The following is a 21,671-nucleotide window of genomic DNA, read 5'->3' on the forward strand; positions in this document are numbered from 1 at the left end:
AGACAATAATGAAACAATTGATTATTACTATGAAATCATTCAGTACTTTCTTTTATTATTTTTGGTATTTCTATTATCCACAACGATAAGGGCAAGAATTGATATGTAACAACTCGAACAGATACATTTAAAGGTCTTGCCCAACAGGTAAGACCTTTTTCATATAAAAATTACAATGAACAATTCAGGATTGGCATTTCGATATTATTATTTTTATTTCTGGCACAACAACAACCGGGCGGGATGCCTTATACCTAATTTTAAGTAAAAAGTATAACAAAAATCCTGTTCCAAGCGAGCAGGTTTTTTTTTTGAAACAGAACCAAATTTTAACCACAAGAATAATGATTCAACCAGCAAATAGAACCCAAGGAGTTAAAGAGTACTACTTCTCTGTAAAACTGAAAGAGATAGCAAAACTAAACGAAGGTGAAGTAAAAGTTCTCAATCTGGGAATTGGTGATCCGGACATGTCTCCCTCAGAAGATACCTGGGGAATGCTTAAAGATGCCTGTGAACATCCCAAAAGCCACGGTTACCAATCGTATCAGGGAATTCCTGCCTTACGGGAAGGATTTTCGAAATGGTACAAAACCTTTTTCCATGTAGATTTAGATCCGGCCAACGAGATATTGCCCTTAATGGGATCTAAGGAAGGAATCATGATTACTTCACTGGCTTATTTGAATGAAGGCGACGAGGTTTTAATTCCAAATCCCTCCTATCCCACCTACACATCGGTAACCAACCTTCTGGGTGGAAAAATTGTTTCTTATCCACTGATTGAAGATAACAATTATCATCCTGATTTCGATGCCCTCGAAAAAAGAGATTTAAGCAAGGTGAAAATCATGTGGATCAACTATCCTCATATGCCAACCGGAGCACGGGCAAGTAAAGAATTACTCGAAAGAGTAGTTGCTTTTGGCAGAAAACACAAAATATTGATTGTTAATGACAATCCTTACAGCTTTATTCTTAACGATTCTCCGATGAGCATTATGAGCATTGAAGGAGCAAAAGATTGCTGCATTGAGTTAAACTCGCTGAGCAAGTCGCACAATATGCCTGGATGGAGAGTTGGAATGATTTGCGGAAAAGCGGAAATGCTGGAACCTGTATTGAAAGTAAAAACCAATATGGATTCGGGGATGTTTTATCCGGTTCAGCAAGCTGCTGTTAAAGCATTGGCTCAGGATCAAAGCTGGTACGACTCCATCAATAAGGTATACAAAATCAGACGGGATTTGGTTTTTAAACTGATGAATCTGATTGATTGTACTCCTAGGGAAGATCAGGGCGGAATGTTTGTTTGGGCTGCAATTCCTGAAAAATACAAGGATGGCTACGAACTAAGCGATAAAGTTCTTAAGGAATCAAAAGTATTTATTACTCCGGGCGGAATATTTGGAGATCAGGGAGATAAATACATTCGTATTTCATTGTGCAGCAGCGAGGCGGTAATTGAGGAAGCCATTAATAGAATTAAAGAAAATTAGAACAGAAAAATTCGAAACAATGATACTATCAGTAATAGGATTGGGATTAATTGGAGGATCGATAGCTCTTGATTTGAAAAAAAGAGGATTTGTCAGTAAAGTGATTGGGGTTGATAACAATACTCTCAATGCTCACGCAGCTAAAAAATTGGGCCTCGTTGATGAAATTCAGGATTTAAAAAGTGCAGTACAATCAGCGGATCTGGTTGTTTTAGCGATTCCTGTTGATGCTTGCTTACGAGCATTACCAAACATTATGAATCTAATAGATCATCAGATTGTTACCGATTTAGGATCAACCAAAGAACAGTTGATAGAGTCGGTTGCAAATCATCCGAAAAGAAATCAGTTTGTACCTGCTCACCCAATGGCGGGAACTGAATTTTCAGGTCCACAGGCAGCACATTCAGGATTGTTCGATGGAAAATGTGCCATTATATGCAATCCCGAAGATTCCAACAAAAAAGCAGTAAAGCTGATAACAGAAATGTTCCATTGCCTGAGAATGAGATGTGTATTTATGGATGCTGAAGTGCATGACAGACAAACGGCTTACGTATCTCATTTATCTCACATTAGTGCTTTCGCTTTATCGTTAACGGTATTGCACAAAGAAAAATCGGAAAAACATATTTTTGAATTGGCGAGTGGTGGATTTGATTCTACTGTTCGTTTGGCAAAGAGTTCGGCCGAAATGTGGACACCAATTTTTCAGCAAAACAAGAAAAACATTGGCAAAGTGCTTCAAAAATACATCAATACCCTTCAACAGTTTAAAGATTTAATTGAGGAGGACGATTTGAATGGTGTTAATGATTTAATATTTGAAGCAAACGACATCAGAAGGGTTCTTGATCAGAAAGAAAAAAACGAGAAAGAAACGATACTACAAACAGAAAAGTAGTTCAAAATATTATCTAAGTAAAAAACCATATTTTTAATCACTCAGAAAAGAGTAAAAAAAACAGTATACAATGAAGAATTTGGAAATTAAGGATCTAAGCAGCTGGCCAGTTGACGTTAGTACCCGCCCAATGGTTATTGCAGGACCTTGCAGCGCAGAGACCGAGGAACAAGTGATGGATGCAGCAAGAGGAATTAAAGCTGCAGGTATTCCAATTTTCCGCGCAGGAATCTGGAAACCACGTACCCGTCCAAACAGCTTTGAAGGAATTGGCGCAAAAGGATTAATCTGGCTGCAAAAAGTAAAAGAAGAATTCGGATTGATTACAGCTACAGAGGTAGCCAACGCCCGTCACGTTGAACTGGCTTTGGGTGCAGGTGTAGACATCTTATGGATTGGCGCAAGAACCACAGTTAATCCTTTTGCTGTTCAGGAAATTGCTGACGCATTACGCGGTCATGACATTCCTGTTTTGGTAAAAAATCCAATTAATCCTGATTTGGAGCTTTGGATGGGTGCAATCGAAAGACTTCATGCGGTTGGATTAACAAGATTAGCCGCGATTCACCGTGGATTTTCGACCTACCAAAAATTGAAATACAGAAATGATCCTCAATGGCAAATTCCAATTGAATTGAAAAGAAGAATGCCGCAGCTTCCTATCTTTTGCGACCCTAGTCACATTACAGGAGATCGTGACCTACTTGAAGAAATCGCTCAAAAATCAATGGATTTGAACTACGAAGGATTAATAATTGAATCGCATTGCAAACCCGAAGAAGCCTGGAGTGATGCCAAACAACAATTAACCCCGGTCGCTCTTCAGGAACTTTTAGCTAACTTGGTTCTTCGTGATCCTGAGGCTCCAAATGAATTGGTTGACAATACTCTTGGCGAACTAAGACATTTAATTGATGATTTCGATCAGAAATTACTGGAATTATTAGAGAACCGCATGCAGGTAGCCAAAACAATCGGTCATTACAAAAAAGAAAACAACATCACCGTTTTGCAAAACAAACGTTGGGGAAGTATTCTGGAAAAAAGTATGGAAATTGGAAAGAAAAAAGGCTTTAGTGAACAATTCATTAATAGCTTATTCAAAGCAATCCATCAGGAATCAATCAACCAGCAGGAAGAAATTATGAATTCATAGATAGTAGTAATTGGTATGTAGCAGTTCGTATTTTGGCTGACTGCTATGTACTAACTGCTATGTACTAACTACTCAGAAAAGAATGAAGACCATACATATCGAAAAGCAAAACAGCAGTATTTTTGTAGGAGAATCTTATCTCAATATTAAGAACTACCTGCCGGAGAAAAAATGCTTTCTAATTTGCGATGAGAACATTTACCGGCACTACTCCGAATTCATCAACCAGTTCGATTATATCGTAATGGGTTGTGGAGAAGGAAACAAAAACTGGCAAACCATCGAAAAAATCATCGGTCAACTGCTTGAAAGAGGTGCTGACCGAAATAGTTTTCTGTTGGGAATGGGCGGTGGTTTGGTTTCTGACGTGACAGGTTTTGTGGCTTCTATTTTTATGCGGGGTCTTGAATTTGGTTTCATCAGCACTTCCCTGCTGTCTCAGGTTGATGCCAGTGTTGGCGGAAAAAACGGAATTAATTTTGGCAAACTGAAGAACATGATTGGTATTTTCAATCCTCCCAAGTTTGTGATTTGCGATCCGGTTTTGCTTCGAACCTTGCCTAAGCGCGAAGTTAGAAGTGGATTTGGGGAAGTAATTAAGCATGCTTTTATTAAAGATGAAGACTTGTATAATTTCCTGAATGATAACTGCGAAGCTCTTCTGAATTTAGATCCAAACTTAATGGAAGACTTGGTTTACAGAGCTGTTTCGATTAAGACAGAGGTTGTTGAAGGTGATCCCTTTGAAAAATGCGAACGCAAGAAATTGAATTTCGGTCACACCATTGGTCATGCTATAGAGAATAATTCAGATTTAACTCATGGCGAAGCCGTATCGGTTGGGATGAATTTAGCCTGCCAATTGTCTCAGGAGTTGTGTGAACTAAGCAATTCTGATGCGAAAAAAGTTGATGACTTACTGCAAAAATTTGAATTGCCACTGGAACATGACGTTTCTGCCGACACGATTAATCAATATCTGATCAAAGACAAAAAGAAAAACCGATCGACCATTGATTTTATTCTACTCAAAAAAATAGGAGAAGCCACAATTGTTACCCTTCCTATTGAAGAACTGAAAACCAAGGTGATTGCACTTTGTGCCAAATCCTAAATAAGCACATTAATACCCAAAATTATGAGAGTTCGAATTCAATCCTCAACCATTAAAGGAAGACTAACGCCGCCTTCCTCAAAAAGCATGATGCAAAGAGCTTTAGCCGCTGCAATGTTGGCTAACGGAAACTCTGTAATTCACAATCCCTGCAAATGTGAAGATGCTGATGCCGCAACAGATATCATACAACGAATGGGTTCGGTAGTCACCAAAAAGGAAAATTCGGTAGAAATAACTTCCAAAGTAAGCGAAGCTCCCAAAAGCATTCATGTTGGAGAATCGGGACTTTCGTTAAGAATGTTCTCTCCCATTGTTGCTCTGAAGCCGGAAGAAATGGAAATTACGGGAACAGGCAGCATCCTAAAAAGACCCGTTCAGAACATTATTGAAGGATTGGAAAATTTGGGTATTGAATGTGAAAATCCCGGCAAGGGATTCCTGCCCATTCGTATAAAAGGCGGCTACAAAAGTAATTTCGCGAAAATTGACGGATCGCTTGGATCTCAATTCCTCACAGGCCTTTTAATGGCTCTGCCTTTGCGAAAAGAAGATACAACACTGAAAGTAAAAGATTTAAAAAGCATTCCTTATATCAACATGACTCTGGATTTAATAAAGCATTTTGGTATTGAAATAGAACATGAGAATTACGAGAACTTTCAGATAAAAGGAAATCAAATTTATCAACCAACTGAATACACAATTGAAGCTGATTGGAGTTCAGCTGCTCCTCTTTTGGTTGCCGGAGCGTTGAAAGGAATTGTAACACTGGAACACATGAATCCTGATTCTTATCAGGCCGATAAGGCAATTTTGGATGCCTTGCAAAAATGCGGCGCCTCCGTTACATGGGAAGGAAACAATTTAACGGTTGAGAAAAAAACTTTAAATGCCTTTGATTTTGATGCCACACATAGTCCTGATCTCTTCCCTCCTTTGGTGGCTTTGGCCTGTCACTGTGCGGGAGAAAGCAGAATTAAGGGAGTTCACCGATTAGAGCATAAAGAATGCAATCGGGGTATCGTTCTAAAAAAAGAATTTGCCAAATTAGGCGTTCGAATTCGCATCGAAGACGATGAAATGATAATTCCCGGCGGTAGCGTACAAGGAGGATTGGCAAAAAGTAATAATGATCACCGCATTGCCATGGCACTGGCCGTAACAGCATTGGCATCACCAAGTCCGATTGAAATAGGTCAGCACGAGTGTGTTGCAAAATCGTATCCTGAATTTTTTACGGATTTACGAAAAATAGGTGGCGGTGTGGCGCAGTTTTATTTCGACAGTCAGTTTGTTTAAAACGGATAAACCAGAAGAAATAATTATAAAAAATACTTGTAAAATGATAATAGTCAGTGCTTGTTTGGCCGGTTGCGAATGCAGATACGATGGCAAAAGCAACGAAGTTCCAGAAATTAAAAAACTGGTTCTTGAAAACAAAGCCATTGCCCTGTGTCCGGAAAATTTAGGTGGTCTTACTACACCACGTATCCCTTGCGAAATAGTGAAAATCAATAACGAATTAAAGGTTATTGGTCGGGATCAAAATGATTATACTGCCCAATTTACCAAGGGTGCCGAAATAGTCGCGAATGTGGCAAAGGCCTTGAATTGTAAAACGGTCATTTTAAAAGCCAACAGTCCGTCATGCGGATACGGAAAAATTTATGACGGCAGTTTCACGGGTAAATACAAAGAAGGAAACGGATTTACCGCTAACATACTGGCAAATAATGGCGTGCAAATACTGAATGAAGAAAATTTTCATTCGATACTTACCAATGAAAAATAAACATTGGCTATTTTTACGAACTACTAATGACTGGTTACTAATAACAATAATAAATGAATAATTTCGGAAGAATATTTAGACTTAGCATATTTGGAGAATCGCACGGTAAAGGAGTTGGTATCACTATCGACGGATGTCCATCAGGAATTGACCTAACCGATGAAGATCTTCTGCACGATATAAGCCGCAGAAAATCTGGCGCAAGAGGTACAACCCCAAGAATTGAGGCAGATATGCCCAGCATTTTAAGCGGAACCTTCGAGGGAAAAACTACGGGTGCCCCACTAATCATCCTATTCCATAACAAAAATACCAAATCGAAAGACTACAGCAATCTGTTAGACAGTCCGCGTCCCGGACATGCCGATTTTGTAGCTCAGCATAAATTTGGCCGACACAACGATTATACCGGAGGCGGTCATTTTTCGGGAAGAATCACCCTCGGAATAGTTGCTGCTGGTGTAGTAGCTAAAAAGATTCTGGGTGATGTGCAAATCGATGCCAAGCTTACCGAAGTTGGCGGACAAAGCAATTTTGATGCTGCAGTTGAAGATGCCTTGCTTCAGCACGATTCTGTAGGAGGAATTGTTGAATGCAGAGCCAATAATCTTCCTATCGGTTACGGCGAACCCTTCTTCGATTCAGTAGAGTCGATGATTTCACATCTTATTTTTGCGATACCTGCAACCAAAGGAATTGAATTTGGTTCCGGCTTTGCTGCTGCCAAAATGAAAGGCTCGGAACACAACGATAATTTTATTGATGAAACCGGAAAAACGGAGACCAATCATGCGGGAGGAATCAACGGAGGAATTACCAACGGAAACGAGCTGGTATTTCGAGTAGCCATAAAGCCAACCTCATCGATTGGCAGAAATCAGAAAACCATGAATTTTGCCAAAGGCGAAGTGGAGGATTTACTGATAGAAGGCCGTCACGATGCCTGCATAGCTTTACGTGTTCCGGTAATTATTGAAGCAGCAGCCGCAATTGCATTGGCTGATTTAAAATTGTTAGATAAGGCCAGAAGATAAACGGCTCTTTACTAAAAATACATGCCCCACAAGGATCATTTTTTTTTCTTTGTGGGGCTTTTATTTCCTCACCATACAGGCGATGAAGCTTTCGCTACAAAGCGATGCCTGTTTTTTTATGCCGAAACCCTCGTCGCTCCAAGCAGATGACTCCATTCTTATGCCGATAAAGCTTTCGCTCGAAAGCGAAGCTATTTTCTTGATGCCGGCACCCTATCCTCGCGAGAACGATGACGATTTTCTGATGCCGGAACCCTCGTCGCATCAGACAGATGGTTCTATTTTTGTGGCTAAAGTCCCTTCGCATTGCTGCGATACAGCTTTTCTGATAAAAAAGTGGTCTTCGCACAGATAAAAACCTTCTTTTTTATGTCAATAAGACCTCCGCTCCAATGCGAAGGGACTTTTGCCATCAAAAAACAGCCTTCCTACCTTACAGATGACACTATTGCTATGCATGGGAAGCCTCCGCTCCTTACAAATGATACTATTGCTATGCCGAAAATACCTCCGCTCCAAAGCGAAACAAATACAAGCATCATGAAAAGCCTATAAACATTGACATTTTCCAATTCAGACAAAAATACAGCCCCTTTGCTGATGATGGGTGCCTCTTTCTCCACCACCAATACGAACACAGCTAAAACAAAAAGAGGGTGTCCAAAAAGTATTGTTCTATTGTCATTCTGATCCCGATGAATCGGGACGAAGAATCTTTCACTTTGAAAAACAGATGTTTCGACTTCGCTCAACATAACAATCCAATACAAAACATTCCTTTTTGGACACCCTCTTTGCTAATTGCTCTAAACTTCGAACTGCTCATCATCGCCCATGGCAATTTAGCTTTTGCGGTTCGTTTTATATTTTTTCAATCAAAGATTGGTTGAAGATTACGATTTTTATATAATTCATACATTTTCAAAATCTGATCTTTTGTTACCCGACGTACTGATAATTCAGGCAAATCATTAATATCAAAGAAACCTACATCACTTGTCTCCAAACCTATTTTCGCTTCTCCTCCAACAATCTCGCATTCCATAAATATTTGGTATATATCAAATGGGAATGGTCTATTCTGATGCTTATTATAATCGATTAGCCCAAGTATTCTAATCGGTTTAACATCAAAACCAGATTCTTCTTTGACTTCATTAATTGCTATTTCACTTGGCAGCATTCCATTATCTGCATATCCTCCAGGTGGACTCCATTTGTTATCCATTATTTCTTTAACTAATAATATCTTATCATTCTTAAAGATAATTGCTCGTACACCAACTTTTGGGGTTTGATATCCAACATCCCGGTTAAAAATAAATTCCAGTTTTTCTGAATCAATTTCTGTGATATTATTAAAAATTTGAATGCTCAAATCGCGTAATTCTTCATATCGTTCCTTATCATATTTGTCTTTGGTAAAAGCCAATCCAGACTGTGCAATAGAATTGATCTTTTTAGCAATTGTCAACCAATGGTCAGGAGTTTGTTTAGCCATTTTTTAAAATTTAGATTATTAGCAACGAGTCTTTTCTAAATGAACCACAACAAGCAGATAAGTATGGTAATTTTCTAAAACCCAACTAAGGTATTCTTTTTTGCAGAGATAGTAAACCAAAAAAGAGAGAAATATTACATAATACCCACCTAAAGACAAATACAGTATTTCAAAAGGATACTAAGAGACACAGAGAAAAAAACAAACAAAAAAACTCTGTGAACCTCAGTGCACTCCGTGGTGATATTTTTTGCTTACCACCCACCAATATCTCATCAATCGTTTTACTCCAAGTCTTGCTGTGGCAGTATGTGTTTTGTGTGACGTACTTTACCCCAAACCCCTAAAGGGGCTTAAAAGAGCAGTCGATTTGAAATGTACCAACAATTGCCCATAATTATTTTACTTCGCCCTTCAGGGCTTACTTATTGTCCCTACTTCTTCGATGGGATGAATCCCATCGTTACTATTTGTCATTCCTTCGGAATTTGTCAATCCGCCTGCTAAGGCTTTCTGTAAGATAAATTTTCATTCACAGAATGGGTGAAATCCTGGAAAAACAAAATGTCCTGAAAGGACAAAATATAATAACGATGAATTTTAATCCATCGAATTTCAAGAATTCCACTGAGATTGCATCGGCATTAAACCGGGTTCTTTCCTTCGTTTAAAACAGACCTGCCTATCTTTCTGTCTTTTACAAGCTTATTTCTTTCACGAAAAATTAATTTTATTGCTATATTGAGGATTGTACGGTCAATAGAAAAATGTACTGAAACAATCGCCCATGCATCAAAAAGATGACAGACTGCATACAGAGACCATTTACATTAAGAATATGGTTTGCAATTGTTGTGTGCGGATTTTGAGCATGTCGTTAAAAGAAAATGCAATTCGTGTCGATAAAATTCGGCTAGGAATGGCTACAATTACCTACAATCCTAATGATCTCGATATGGAAAAAATTAATTCCATCATTCAGGAAAATGGTATGGAGTTAGTAATTAGTCATGAGCAAAAAATTGTTGAACGAATTAAAACAGCCGTTATTGAATTGATTCATCAAATGAATAATGCCGACTCTATTGTTCAAAAATCGGAATATTTGGTTGGCAAACTTGGATTAAGCTACCAGCAATTATCCAAACTATTTTCGCGCCACGAATCCATTACCTTGGAACGATTTATTATTCTGAATAAAATAGAACGAATTAAAGAACTAATTGATCAGGAAGAATACACATTAAGTGAGATTGCTTTCCTGATGGATTACAGCAGTGTTCAATATCTATCCAACCAATTTCATAAAATTACCGGCTTATCTGTAAGCGAGTACAAAAAAAATCAAGAGGATCATAAAAAACCCTTACACTCCTTGTATTAAACACTCAGGATACTCTTCCCTGCTTAGCAAAACCAAATATTATAACTTATTTACGAAATATTGTAATATTTACCACCTGATACTTCCCTACCTTTTCAATGATATTTAAAGACTTAGCGTGCTTTATTTTAATAAAGACCCAAAAAGCACACAAATCTTTAAAAAGTATGCATTAATTCCGAAATCATGAAGTTAAAAAGAAACGTAGCCGTCAGTGAAAACGGATTCTTATTCAATCCTGAAACGGGAGACTCCTTTATCGTAAATCCTATTGCAAAAGAAATATTAAACTATTTAAAAGAAGGATACGATATCGAAAAGATTAACCAATTAATACTCGATCGATATGAAGTAGATCTGGTAACTCTTGAAAAAAACATGGAAGATTTCTTAAAAATGCTCCAGCACAACGAATTGCTTGACAGATAATACCGATTGGATAAATAAGTGGGTTGTATTTATTCACGGATAATTACATAGGGGTTCATTAGCTCACTTTGTTCGGTACGTCATACTCAACATAATTCCATCGGCATTAGACCGGGTTGTTTTCGCTCGCCATAGCTCACTAACTATTCAAAATGGTATAAAATGGAGAAACCAAAATTTAATATCGCAGTCACAGGATTAAACAATACCGATAATCCCGGACCGGGAATACCGGTTATTCGAGGTTTAAAAGAAAGCAAAGATTTTGACGTACGAATAATTGGTTTGGCTTACGAAAATCTGGAGCCGGGAATTTACATGCGCGATTTGGTAGATAAAACCTATCAGATTCCCTATCCTTCGTCAGGAAAAGAGGCTGTACTTGAACGAATTGAGTACATCAATTCCAAAGAAAATCTGGATTTTATCATTCCCAATCTGGATGCTGAGTTGTACACCTTTATTCAATCGAAGGAAAAACTTGAGAAAATGGGCATTCGAACCTTCCTGCCTACCATGCAGCAGTTCGAGGAACGACACAAGGCGAATCTTAACGAATACGGCGAAAAATACGGCATTAAAGTTCCGCTAAGTAAATCAATTACCAGTAGAAGAGACATTGATGAACTGAAAGAAGATTTTGAATATCCCTTACTTGTTAAAGGCAAATTTTACGATGCTTATTTGGCTTATACCCCTGAACAGGTAAATACTCATTTCAATAAAATATCAGCAAAATGGGGCCTGCCTGTTATCATTCAGGAATTTATCCGGGGCACTGAGGTAAATGTTATCGCTTTAGGCGACGGACAAGGAAATACCGTTGGTGCAGTACCCATGCGAAAACAATACATTACTGATAAAGGGAAAGCCTGGGGAGGAGTTACCATTAAGGATGAAAAAATGCTTGATTTAACCAGGAGCTTACTCAAACAAACCAAATGGCGGGGAGGAATGGAATTGGAACTGATAAAAACCAATCAGAATGAATATTTCCTGATCGAAATCAATCCACGAATTCCGGCATGGGTCTATTTGGCTGTCGCCGCCGGACAAAATCTTCCTGAAGCTCTCATAAAACTAGCTTTTGGAATGGATGTCCCAAACTATTTGGAATATGAAGTCGGAAAAATGTTTATCAGATATTCCTTTGATTTAATTGGGGATATCGCGCAATTCGGAAGCTTATCGGTTACCGGAGAAATGTAAAAGAAACAATCCGAAACAAACAGCTATCAAAAAATTGAAAAAACTTAATAAACTGTCACATGAAGAAATTGGATTACGAAAGGCCTATACTTAATAAAGTAAACGCCGGCATGCCCGATAAATTCGGAATGAAGACTAAAACAGCAACTTTAAGTCATATAGAAGAACATTCAGTACACGACATTTTAAAGGAATTTGGTTCTCCGGTATATGTAATATCGGAACCTTGTATCCGGAAAACCTACAGAACCGCTCATAAAGCGTTTTCAACGCGATATCCACGGGTGCAATTTGCATGGTCCTACAAAACCAATTACATGAATGCTGTTTGTAAAATATTTCACTCAGAGGGAGCATGGGCCGAGGTGGTTTCCGGTTTCGAATACTCCAAAGCAATCGAAAACGGTATCTCAGGCGATCAGATCATATTTAATGGCCCCGAAAAATCAAAAGAGGATTTAGAAAGAGCAATTACCGATGGAGCAATGATTCATTTGGACAGTTTGGATGAATTTTATTTTCTGGGTGAATTGGCTCAAAAGCTGGATAAAAAAGCAAATGTAGCATTGCGCATCAATTTGGATGCAGGTATTTATCCACGATGGGATCGTTTTGGATTTAATCTTGAAAACGGAGAAGCATGGCATGCACTAAACCGCATAATGCTGCATGAACATATGGAATTGGTAGGCTTGCACACGCACATGGGCACATACATTACAGCGGTTAGTGCCTACGCAATTGCAGCCGGTAAATTGGCAGATATGGCCGTTCGTTTGCAACGAAAATTTAACCACAGTATAAAATACCTCGATTTGGGTGGAGGGTTTGCGACAAAGAACACACTGAAAGGTGCCTATCTTCCCGGGGCAGATACATGTCCTTCTTTCGATGATTACGCCGAAGCACTAACCTCTGCTCTTCTGGGAAGTGAATTGCCTCCCGATAAGCTGCCTCTTTTACTACTGGAAACAGGTAGGGCTTTAATTGATGAAGCCGGTTATGCATTAGGAAGCGTATTGGCAAACAAGCGTTTGGTTGACGGACGCAGAGCCACGGTTATTGATATTGGAGTAAATATGTTATTCACTGCCTTTTGGTACGCACATGAGGTTATGCCTACGAAATTAAATTCGGAGCAAACCGAAAACACAACGATTTACGGACCTTTGTGCATGAACATTGATATAATTCGTGAAGCCATTCAATTTCCTTTGCTTCAAAAGGGCGATGCCATTGTAATTCCAAGAATTGGAGCCTATAACATGACCCAATGGATGCAATTCATAAAACTTCGTCCTCCTGTATTATTAATTGATGAAGACAGAAAAATACACGTTATCCGAAAAAAAGAAAGCTTTCAAGAATTTAATGCCCAGGAAAATGTTCCGAAACATCTTAAATAATAATGAAAGAGCTTAAACAGAACATACTATTTTTAGGCGAAGCGACACTAAACAGCTACGCTCAGGTATTTTTCTCACGAAACAAAGCCTTTGCTGTGCTGCTTTTGGTGGTTAGTTTTTTCGATCCCTGGGCCGGAACAGCAGGTCTGATTTCCATTTTAACAGCAAATTTAGTTGCCGGCAAAATGGGTTTCTCAACCTACTACATTAAAGATGGAAGCTATGGATTTAATAGTTTGTTGGTAGGACTAGGCATCGGTTTATATTTTCAGCCGGGACTCGAAATTGCTGTTTTGGTGATTCTGTCATCCATTCTCACCTTATTCATCTGTTTATTCTTGCAGGGTGTACTCGCCAAATACGCTCTGCCCTTTTTAAGTGTTCCTTTTTTGCTTGGCATCTGGATGATTATGCTTGCAAGCAGTGATTTAACCTCATTGGGAATTAGTGAACGGGGCATTTATCAGGCCAACGAACTATTCAGCCTTGGTGGTCAAAAACTGGTGAATGTCTATCATTTTATTCAAAATTGGGAAATACATGAATCTGTATCTATATTTCTAAAATCGCTGGGAGCTATTTTCTTTCAAAGCAATTGGCTGGCAGGATTACTGATCCTGATTGGATTGCTTTTTTATTCCCGAATTGCCTTTACATTCGCCATTTTAGGATTCTATGTCGCCTACTTTTTTTATATCCTTATTGATGTAAACATTAGCGAATTAGGCTATACTTTTATCGGCTTTAACTTTATTCTTACTTCAATTGCTCTTGGGGCTTTCTACTTAATTCCATCCCCTTATACTTATCTGTGGATTATTCTGTTATTGCCAATCGTGGTTTTAGCAACACTCAGCAGCATGCATTGGTTTGCCCCTTACCGATTATCCGTTTATGCACTGCCATTTAATCTGGTAACTCTTCTTTTCCTTTACATTTTAAAATTGCGGTATCAGCCGAGTGTTAAGTTGCAGGAAGTGCAGGTGCAGCACAATTCTCCAGAGAAAAATTTGTACTATTTCAAAAGCAATGCTCAACGTTTATCTGCAAATGTAGTTGCCGATTTTCAACTTCCTTTTATTGGAGAATGGTCGGTAACCCAAGCTCATGATGGTGAATACACTCATAAGAATGAATGGCGCCATGCCTGGGATTTTTCAATGCTTAATGATCAGGATGAGCAATATAAAAATGATGGCGATTTTGTGGAAGATTACTACTGTTACAACCGAACAATACTATGCCCGGCAGATGGTGAGATTGTAAATATTCTGGATGGTATTCCTGATAATAAAATTGGACAGGTGAATTTGGATCAAAATTGGGGAAACTCTCTGGTGATTCGTCACAACCACAGTCTTTTCTCACAATTGAGCCATTTTAAAGAAGGAAGTTTTAAGGTAAAAAAAGGAGATCTTGTTAAAAAAGGAGAGGTTTTAGGCTTGTGCGGCAATTCCGGCAGATCACCCTACCCTCATCTGCACTTTCAATTTCAGGCCACACCCTATATTGGATCTGCAACATTGGATGTAACACTTCCGCATTATATAGAACGCCTGGACAAAGATGTAATTCTAAAATCGTATGCGAAACCGCCAACAAATACAAAACTTTTACGGGGAGAAATCCATCCGTTATTGTCTCAGACATTGGGATTTCAGGCCGGACAGAAATTTACGTTAACAGTAGAATCCGGTCTCGATTCAAAACTGGTAATTTTAGAAAAAGATTGGGATTTTGAAGTCAAGTCCGATGCAATTGGAAACACTTACATTCAGTGCTTGCAAACAAATTCAAAAGCTTTTTTTAGTGTAGAAGCCAACGTTTTACAATTCCATAACTACCTGGGCAATAAACGCTCTCTACTCTACTATCTCTATCTGTCCTGTTATAAAGTTTATTTGGGATATTATCAAGATCTGAATGTAATAGCTGAAATTCCTCCGAATCAGGTTTTCAGAGCAAGGAAGCTTTTCCTGCAGGATTTCATCGCTCCCTTTTACATTTATCTGCAATCCAACTATCAATTAAAATACCAAAATAAAAAAGAAGGAATCAACTCCGAAAAAATTGAACTCTCATCTAAAATAGAGTGCGGATATTTGAACAAAAGAGAACATCTAACAAGTGAAATCAAGATTGAAAGTGGTGCTTCTCTTCAGATAAAAATTATTAGAAATGGTAAACTAATCGAAATAAAATGTGGAAACATGCAAGCATACTAATACTGGCTATTCTTCTTGGTCTATCGGCAAACTCCCAGAAAAAACTTAGTGTTGCCCAGGTAGACAAAGAAAGCTTTGCTCTGTTCCAAAAAGGGCAATGGAAACAATTGATTCTTGAAGGGGAAAAAGCCAACAAGCAGGGAATTGATTTTTATTATCTAAAATACCGTATGGCAATTGCTAATTACGAGCTGAAAAAATACAGGAAATCAGCTGGTCTTTTTCATCAGTTATACCTGCAAAATGGCGAAGATGCCATTATAAAAGAATATTTGTACTTCTCATATCTTTTAGGAGGACAGGAAAAAGATGCTGCACGCATCCAAAACAAATTAGCCCGGTCTACATCGGAAAAATATAACATCGGCAAAACAAAAGTTATTTCCGGTATCTATTCAGAAATTAAACATGAAATATTGGATGATTATGCAATTGCTTCAGATCAATTGCAGGAACAGACTGTTCGCAAAGACTTTCTGCACTATAGTATTGGACTGAATCATCAGTTGGGAGAAAAAGTTTCACTATTCCAGGCATTTAGTCATGTAGATGTAAAGAATTCCATTGTCAGTGAGAGTTACTTTTACGACGAGGATCTCACTCAAAATCAATACTACTTAAAAAGTATTATTCAATTGAACTGGGGAAGTCAATTGATACTTGCAGGACATTGGCTCACAACAAAAATAAACGGCAATCCTCTAAATGTTCAGAATGGAGTGGCGGCAATTGAACCTCAGGTTAAAGCTGGAAACGGGAATGGCCCGGGGGGCAGCGGCAATCAATCTGATCCGGTAACTACTGATGAAGGCACAGAACTTTATCCCTACTCTATCAAACAAAACAGTTTTATTGCCTACCTCGGTCTGCAGCAAAAAATATCGAATTTACAACTTGATTTAGGCTTACTATATTCTTCAATGAACAATGAAACACGTTGGCAGCAAGAAATTGAACTTCGATATTATCCATTGGGAAACACAAACCTATACTTAACCGGTAGTTTTACCAATCAAATGGAAAAAGAACAAACAAGTAGCTGGCACAACAGAAAATACTGGAAAACAGGAACAGGCTTTCGAATTGCAAAAAATACATGGGCAAGTGCAGGATATACTTTTGGCGATTTGTATAAACAGATCGAAAATCAGGGATATTCTGTTTTCAACGGCGTTAATCTTGTAAAAAACAGAAAAGAGCTTTCGATTTATCAGTATCTATTCAAAGGAAAACTTAATCTGTTCCTGATCTGGCAAAACCAGAAAGAAAAAAATAATTATACAATAGATGATGAGTTGAATAGTCAAAACATCAATGTCCAATCAATAACCGGAGGAATCAAATGGAACTTCTAAAAAAATCAAAACGCAATATATTTTCTTTACTATTCGTCATTCTACTATTTAACAGCGCAACAGGCCAAGATTTTAAGACTACAGGCCTGGCATTCGAAGAGAGTTATAAAGATGAAAAGGAAGGGGATTTTTCTCACGCTATAGATCAGCTAAAAGTAGTATATGATCTGGATTCATATGAAATTAATTTACGTTTAGGCTGGCTCAACTATCAGGCTGGTTTGTTTAATGAATCCATTTCTCATTATCAACGGGCAGTTAATTTAAAACCTTATGCCGAAGAAGCCAAATTTGGATTGGTATTACCCAAAGCCGCCATTGGAAAATGGGACGAAGTTGTCAATATCTACAAAGAAATTCTTAAAATATCCCCCAACCAAACTGTTGCCAATTATCGCTTAGGTCTTATTTTCTATGGACGGGAAGACTATGAAACAGCTCATCAGCACTTTAAAAAGGTAGTGGATTTGTATCCTTTTGGTTACGATGCACTCATTATGCTTGCATGGACCAATTATAGAATGGGCAAAAGCCGAGAGGCTCTCATCTTATTTCAAAAAAGTCTATGGTATTTCCCAAGTGATCCTTCGGCTTTAGAAGGCCTTCAGCTCTTAGGTCAGGCAAAGGAAAACCCTTTGGAGTAAAAAAGGCGATTTAATTCCCAATCCATATTTTCGATATCAATTTAGATTATGTAGATTTAGCCGCACAACAACAAACACTAACAATCGAAAATAATGACAACTGATTTAATGATCGTTGAAATGGAAATAGGCATTAAAGCCTACGATATTGATGCAATGGGAATCGTAAGTAATATTGTATACATCAGATGGTTCGAAGATTTAAGACATTTGTTTTTGGAGAAGCACTTTCCATACAATGAAATGATAGCTACCAATATTTCCCCTATTTTAATTAAAACCGAAGTACATTACAAAGTTCCGTTAACCATTCAGGATCATCCGCGGGGAACATGCAAAATTAAAAATCTGGGATCCAGCAAATGGGAAATGGATTTTGAGATCTTTTCCGGTGATATAATTCATTGCAAAGGAAAGCAGACAGGTTGCTTTTACAATCTTGAAAAACAGAGACCTTCATTGGTTCCGGAGCGCCTTTTGGAAGCTTACGAAGAGGCTAAATTACAAATGCATGACGAATAACACCATGATCCAGTCGTCGTCTATAAAAACCTGAAACCCTATGAGTGAAAGAGTAAAATACATTTCTGTTTTAAGAGGAATAAATGTGGGTGGAAAACGTAAAATTCTGATGGCAGATCTTAAAAAACTGTATTCTGAATTGGGATTTACAGATTGTATCAGCTACATACAGAGCGGAAATGTAATTTTTGAATATCAAAACGTCTCCAATTCTATACTTGAAGCAAAATTAGAAGATGCCATTTTGGAGAAATACGGTTTCGAAGTTCCTGTAATCGTGAGAACGCAAAGTGAATGGGAACAATCAGTTCTGTCAAATCCGTATACTGATTCTTATGAAAAAGAGAGTCTTTTTATCACCTTCCTCAATGAAACTCCAAAAGCAGAATTAAGCGAAGCGCTTAGTGAGTTCAACTTTGAACCGGATCGTTTTCAAATTATCGATAAAGATGTATTTATTTACTGCCTGGGGCAGTATCACAAAACGAAACTCAGCAATCAGTTTTTCGAATCGAAACTAAAAGTGAAAGCAACTACACGAAACTGGAATACTGCTCTTAAGCTTCTGGAACTATCGGCAGAGGAGGAATAGCCTTAAACAAAACGGCAAGATCTCGATCATACATCCCGCAAATCACCCACCTCATCGAAAAGTGTGAAAAAATCACAATTATTCTTGCTCCTATTTCTATTTTCGTTGTCTTAAAACAACACAAGCATAACTCAACAACATGAAAAGAAATTTATTGACTCTCCTATTCTTAACAATAGGAATAGGCTTATTTGCGCAGGAAATTCCTGTTGCAAAAGCAAATTATGAATTGGCAGCAAAATTCTCGCCTAACCGACTAAAAAAAATCGTATTCTCTACCAGTGTTACTCCTCACTGGTTAAAGAACGGTGAAAAATTCTGGTACAACTACAAAACCTCCGAAGGAAACTTCTACTATTTGGTCGATCCTGTAAGCAGCACAAAATCAGAGCTGTTTAATGCAGTAAAAATGGCCGCTGACATGAGTCGTTTAACGGCAGATCCTTTCGATGCAGAGCATTTGGATATCAGTAAATTGAAATTTATCAACAATGAAAAAACGATTCAATTTGAGGTGAAAAGTAAACTGGTGGAAGAGGAAGAAAAAGACGACGAAAACGGTGATAAGCAGGAAGAGGAAAAAGAGGGCGAAAAAAAGCAAAAAGCCAAAAAGAAAATGGTTGCCAAAGTTTGGCATTTCGAATATCAAATTGCTTCTAAACAGCTAAATTTACTGAGTGAGTTCGAAAAGCCTTTGGAGCAAAAAGATTGGGCTTCGGTAGCTCCAAATCAGGAGTATGTGGTTTTTGCAAAACATCACAATTTGTACTGGATGGATGCAGAGAACTATAAAAAAGCTCAAAAGAATGAAAAAGATTCTACCATTATTGAACATGAACTAACTACAGATGGTGTAAAATATTACAGCTATGGCAGTGGTACTTATGGCAAAACCAATAAAGAAATAGAAGAAGAAAAAGACAAACGCAAAGCTGCTTATGTAACTTTCTCGGCAGACTCAAAAAAGTTTGCACTAACTAGAGAAGATGAGCGCGAAGTAAAAGATCTTTGGGTAATCAACTCGGTTGCTTCTCCCCGACCTACCCTAGAAAGTTACAAATATCATATGCCGGGAGAAAAAGAAGCTCCTCAATATGAAATTCTGATTTTCGACTGGGAAAGCAAAAAATCTGTTAAAGTAAAAGCTTCGGCATTTAAAGATCAGACTCTTTCGATTCTTAGAGCTCCCCGTAAAAAAATGGATGCAGATGATGATTTGCAATTTTCGAAATGGTTATCTGCCGGCAGCGATCTATTGTATTTCGAGCGTCAGAGCCGCGATATGAAACGTGTTGATATCTGCACTGCCAACACTTCAACCGGTGAAGTGAAAGTTTTGATTGAAGAGCGTTTAAATACCTATATCGAAACCAGACCATTGGGATTTGTAAATAACGGCAGGGAACTGATCCATTGGTCTGAACGCGACGGATGGGCACATTTTTACCTTTACGACGGGGAAGGAAATCTAAAAAATCAAATTACATCAGGCCCTTGGCATTGCGATAGAATTCAGGGAATTGATGAAAAAAACAGAGTTCTTTACTTTACTGGAAATGCCCGGGAAAAAGACGAAGATCCATATTACACTCACCTTTACAGTGTAAACTTTGATGGTACAGGATTGAAACTTTTGAACAAGGGAAATTTCTCGCACGATGTAAGTCTGAATGATCAAAACCACTACTTTGTAAACAACTCATCAAGAGTAAATACAGCTCCGGTTTCGGCACTATACAACTCGAAAGGAAGCAAATTAATCGATTTGGAAGCCACTGATCTTTCCCGATTATTTGAAACCGGTTATCAATTCCCCGAGCTGTTTAAAGTAAAAGCCGGTGATGGTGTAACCGATATTTATGGAGTGATGTACAAGCCATTCGATTTTGATCCGAACAAGAAATATCCAATTTTAACCTATGTTTATCCGGGACCGCAAACCGAAGCCGTTTACAAAAGCTTCTCGACCCGCATGGATAGAGCCGATCGTATGGCTCAGTTGGGATTTATTGTAGTAACTCTCGGCAATCGCGGTGGTCACCCTGCCCGTTCGAAATGGTACCACAACTATGGTTATGGCAACCTAAGAGATTATGGTTTGGAAGATAAGAAAGTTGGTTTGGAACAATTGGCCGACAGATTTGACTTTATTGATATTACTAAAGTGGGAATTTTCGGTCACTCAGGCGGTGGATTCATGTCTACAGCTGCCATGTTGGTTTACCCTGATTTCTTTAAAGTAGCTGTTTCCGCTGCCGGAAATCACGACAATAACATCTACAATCGCTGGTGGAGTGAAACTCATCATGGTGTAAAAGAGGAAATATCTGAAAAGGGAGATACTACTTTCACCTATAAAATTGATGATAATCCAAGCCTGGCTAAAAACCTGAAAGGAAAACTGATGATTGTTACCGGTGATATCGATAACAATGTGCATCCGGGCAATACAATTAGAATGGCCAATGCCTTGATAAAAGCAAACAAACGATTCGATTTCTTCATTTATCCCGGTCAACGTCACGGATTTGGTGACATGAGCGAATACTCCTTCTGGCTGCGCGGTGAATATTTCTGCAAATATTTACTTGGCGATTTCAGAAACAGTGCCGATTATATCGAAATGCAAAATGATAAACCTAAAAAATAGAAATTACATAAACCATACAAAATGAACAATACATTACGAATACTACTATTTTCACTTTTCGGAATTGGTAATATATTACTTTTAATCAGCAGAAAATTGAAGGATCAATTCACAGATTTCGAATTGGGATTTCTTGAAGGTTTATCTGTTGTATGCATTCTTACCGGTGCAGTTTACCTGACATGGTGTGCCTTTAAAAAGCAAAACCCGATAAAACAACGGGTTAAAAGTTAATAACAACAAAAATCCCGG

General features: G+C 38.2%; 21 protein-coding genes. 19 read left to right on the top strand and 2 right to left on the bottom strand.

All coding sequences use genetic code 11. The features are described from left to right. Positions 1-344: 344 nt before the first annotated feature. The 8 genes from QUH73_RS13900 (at position 345) to QUH73_RS13935 (ending at position 7,857) form a co-directional block, all read left to right on the top strand. Positions 345-1,499: a pyridoxal phosphate-dependent aminotransferase gene (locus QUH73_RS13900; RefSeq protein ID WP_289531045.1), complete on the top strand. Its 1,155-nt coding sequence runs from the start codon at positions 345-347 to the stop codon at positions 1,497-1,499. 19 nt (positions 1,500-1,518) lie between these two features. Next, positions 1,519-2,403 (top strand): prephenate dehydrogenase, encoded by an 885-nt coding sequence (locus tag QUH73_RS13905; RefSeq protein WP_289531046.1) that lies wholly within the window; start codon positions 1,519-1,521, stop codon positions 2,401-2,403. Positions 2,404-2,473: 70 nt separating this feature from the next. Then, complete coding sequence (locus tag QUH73_RS13910) at positions 2,474-3,559, top strand: bifunctional 3-deoxy-7-phosphoheptulonate synthase/chorismate mutase type II (RefSeq protein WP_289531047.1); 1,086 nt, start codon at positions 2,474-2,476, stop codon at positions 3,557-3,559. 82 nt (positions 3,560-3,641) lie between these two features. Then, complete coding sequence (gene aroB, locus QUH73_RS13915) at positions 3,642-4,673, top strand: 3-dehydroquinate synthase (RefSeq protein WP_289531048.1); 1,032 nt, start codon at positions 3,642-3,644, stop codon at positions 4,671-4,673. A gap of 24 nt (positions 4,674-4,697) precedes the next feature. Next, positions 4,698-5,975: a 3-phosphoshikimate 1-carboxyvinyltransferase gene (gene aroA / locus QUH73_RS13920; RefSeq protein WP_289531049.1), complete on the top strand. Its 1,278-nt coding sequence runs from the start codon at positions 4,698-4,700 to the stop codon at positions 5,973-5,975. A gap of 43 nt (positions 5,976-6,018) precedes the next feature. Further along, entirely contained in the window at positions 6,019-6,468 is a 450-nt protein-coding gene (locus QUH73_RS13925; protein WP_289531050.1) for a DUF523 domain-containing protein, read from the top strand. A 53-nt stretch (positions 6,469-6,521) separates the two neighbouring features. Then, a complete protein-coding gene (locus tag QUH73_RS13930) occupies positions 6,522-7,502 on the top strand; it encodes a chorismate synthase (protein WP_289531051.1) in 981 nt (326 codons plus the stop codon). Between the two features lie 160 nt (positions 7,503-7,662). Beyond that, complete coding sequence (locus QUH73_RS13935) at positions 7,663-7,857, top strand: hypothetical protein (protein WP_289531052.1); 195 nt, start codon at positions 7,663-7,665, stop codon at positions 7,855-7,857. A 73-nt stretch (positions 7,858-7,930) separates the two neighbouring features. Here QUH73_RS13935 and QUH73_RS13940 read toward each other — a convergent pair whose 3' ends face one another. Then, positions 7,931-8,272 (bottom strand): hypothetical protein, encoded by a 342-nt coding sequence (locus QUH73_RS13940; RefSeq protein ID WP_289531053.1) that lies wholly within the window; start codon positions 8,270-8,272, stop codon positions 7,931-7,933. 101 nt (positions 8,273-8,373) lie between these two features. Then, complete coding sequence (locus QUH73_RS13945; RefSeq protein WP_156196452.1) at positions 8,374-9,003, bottom strand: NUDIX hydrolase; 630 nt, start codon at positions 9,001-9,003, stop codon at positions 8,374-8,376. Between the two features lie 787 nt (positions 9,004-9,790). Here QUH73_RS13945 and QUH73_RS13950 point away from each other — a divergent pair. The 11 genes from QUH73_RS13950 to QUH73_RS14000 all read left to right on the top strand — a co-directional run bounded on the left by QUH73_RS13950 (position 9,791) and on the right by QUH73_RS14000 (position 21,653). Continuing rightward, positions 9,791-10,387, top strand: a complete 597-nt coding sequence (locus tag QUH73_RS13950; RefSeq protein ID WP_289531054.1) for a helix-turn-helix domain-containing protein — start codon at positions 9,791-9,793, stop codon at positions 10,385-10,387. Between the two features lie 186 nt (positions 10,388-10,573). Continuing rightward, positions 10,574-10,816, top strand: coding sequence for a PqqD family protein (locus tag QUH73_RS13955; RefSeq protein WP_124993719.1), 243 nt, complete (start codon positions 10,574-10,576; stop codon positions 10,814-10,816). Positions 10,817-10,978: 162 nt separating this feature from the next. Next, positions 10,979-12,025: an ATP-grasp domain-containing protein gene (locus QUH73_RS13960; protein ID WP_289531055.1), complete on the top strand. Its 1,047-nt coding sequence runs from the start codon at positions 10,979-10,981 to the stop codon at positions 12,023-12,025. A 59-nt stretch (positions 12,026-12,084) separates the two neighbouring features. Continuing rightward, positions 12,085-13,431 carry an alanine racemase gene (locus tag QUH73_RS13965; RefSeq protein WP_289531056.1) on the top strand — a complete coding sequence of 449 codons (1,347 nt, stop codon included), beginning with the start codon at positions 12,085-12,087 and terminating at the stop codon, positions 13,429-13,431. A 2-nt stretch (positions 13,432-13,433) separates the two neighbouring features. Next, positions 13,434-15,656: an urea transporter gene (locus QUH73_RS13970; protein WP_289531057.1), complete on the top strand. Its 2,223-nt coding sequence runs from the start codon at positions 13,434-13,436 to the stop codon at positions 15,654-15,656. Next, the gene (locus QUH73_RS13975; RefSeq protein ID WP_289531058.1) at positions 15,632-17,011 is read left to right on the top strand and encodes a hypothetical protein; all 1,380 of its coding nucleotides are present in this window, start codon (positions 15,632-15,634) and stop codon (positions 17,009-17,011) included. Before QUH73_RS13970 ends, QUH73_RS13975 begins: the two co-directional genes overlap by 25 nt. Next, positions 16,999-17,655, top strand: a complete 657-nt coding sequence (locus QUH73_RS13980; protein ID WP_289531059.1) for a tetratricopeptide repeat protein — start codon at positions 16,999-17,001, stop codon at positions 17,653-17,655. Before QUH73_RS13975 ends, QUH73_RS13980 begins: the two co-directional genes overlap by 13 nt. A 93-nt stretch (positions 17,656-17,748) precedes the next feature. Continuing rightward, positions 17,749-18,177: an acyl-CoA thioesterase gene (locus tag QUH73_RS13985; RefSeq protein WP_289531060.1), complete on the top strand. Its 429-nt coding sequence runs from the start codon at positions 17,749-17,751 to the stop codon at positions 18,175-18,177. A 40-nt stretch (positions 18,178-18,217) separates the two neighbouring features. Then, positions 18,218-18,769 (top strand): DUF1697 domain-containing protein, encoded by a 552-nt coding sequence (locus tag QUH73_RS13990; RefSeq protein ID WP_289531061.1) that lies wholly within the window; start codon positions 18,218-18,220, stop codon positions 18,767-18,769. Between the two features lie 139 nt (positions 18,770-18,908). Then, positions 18,909-21,419 (top strand): S9 family peptidase, encoded by a 2,511-nt coding sequence (locus tag QUH73_RS13995; protein ID WP_289531062.1) that lies wholly within the window; start codon positions 18,909-18,911, stop codon positions 21,417-21,419. A gap of 21 nt (positions 21,420-21,440) precedes the next feature. Then, on the top strand, positions 21,441-21,653 hold the full coding sequence (locus tag QUH73_RS14000) for a hypothetical protein (protein ID WP_289531063.1): 213 nt from the start codon (positions 21,441-21,443) through the stop codon (positions 21,651-21,653). The last annotated feature ends 18 nt before the right edge of the window (positions 21,654-21,671 follow it).

It is taken from the genome of Labilibaculum sp. K2S (assembly GCF_030372765.1).
Classification (GTDB): domain Bacteria; phylum Bacteroidota; class Bacteroidia; order Bacteroidales; family Marinifilaceae; genus Labilibaculum.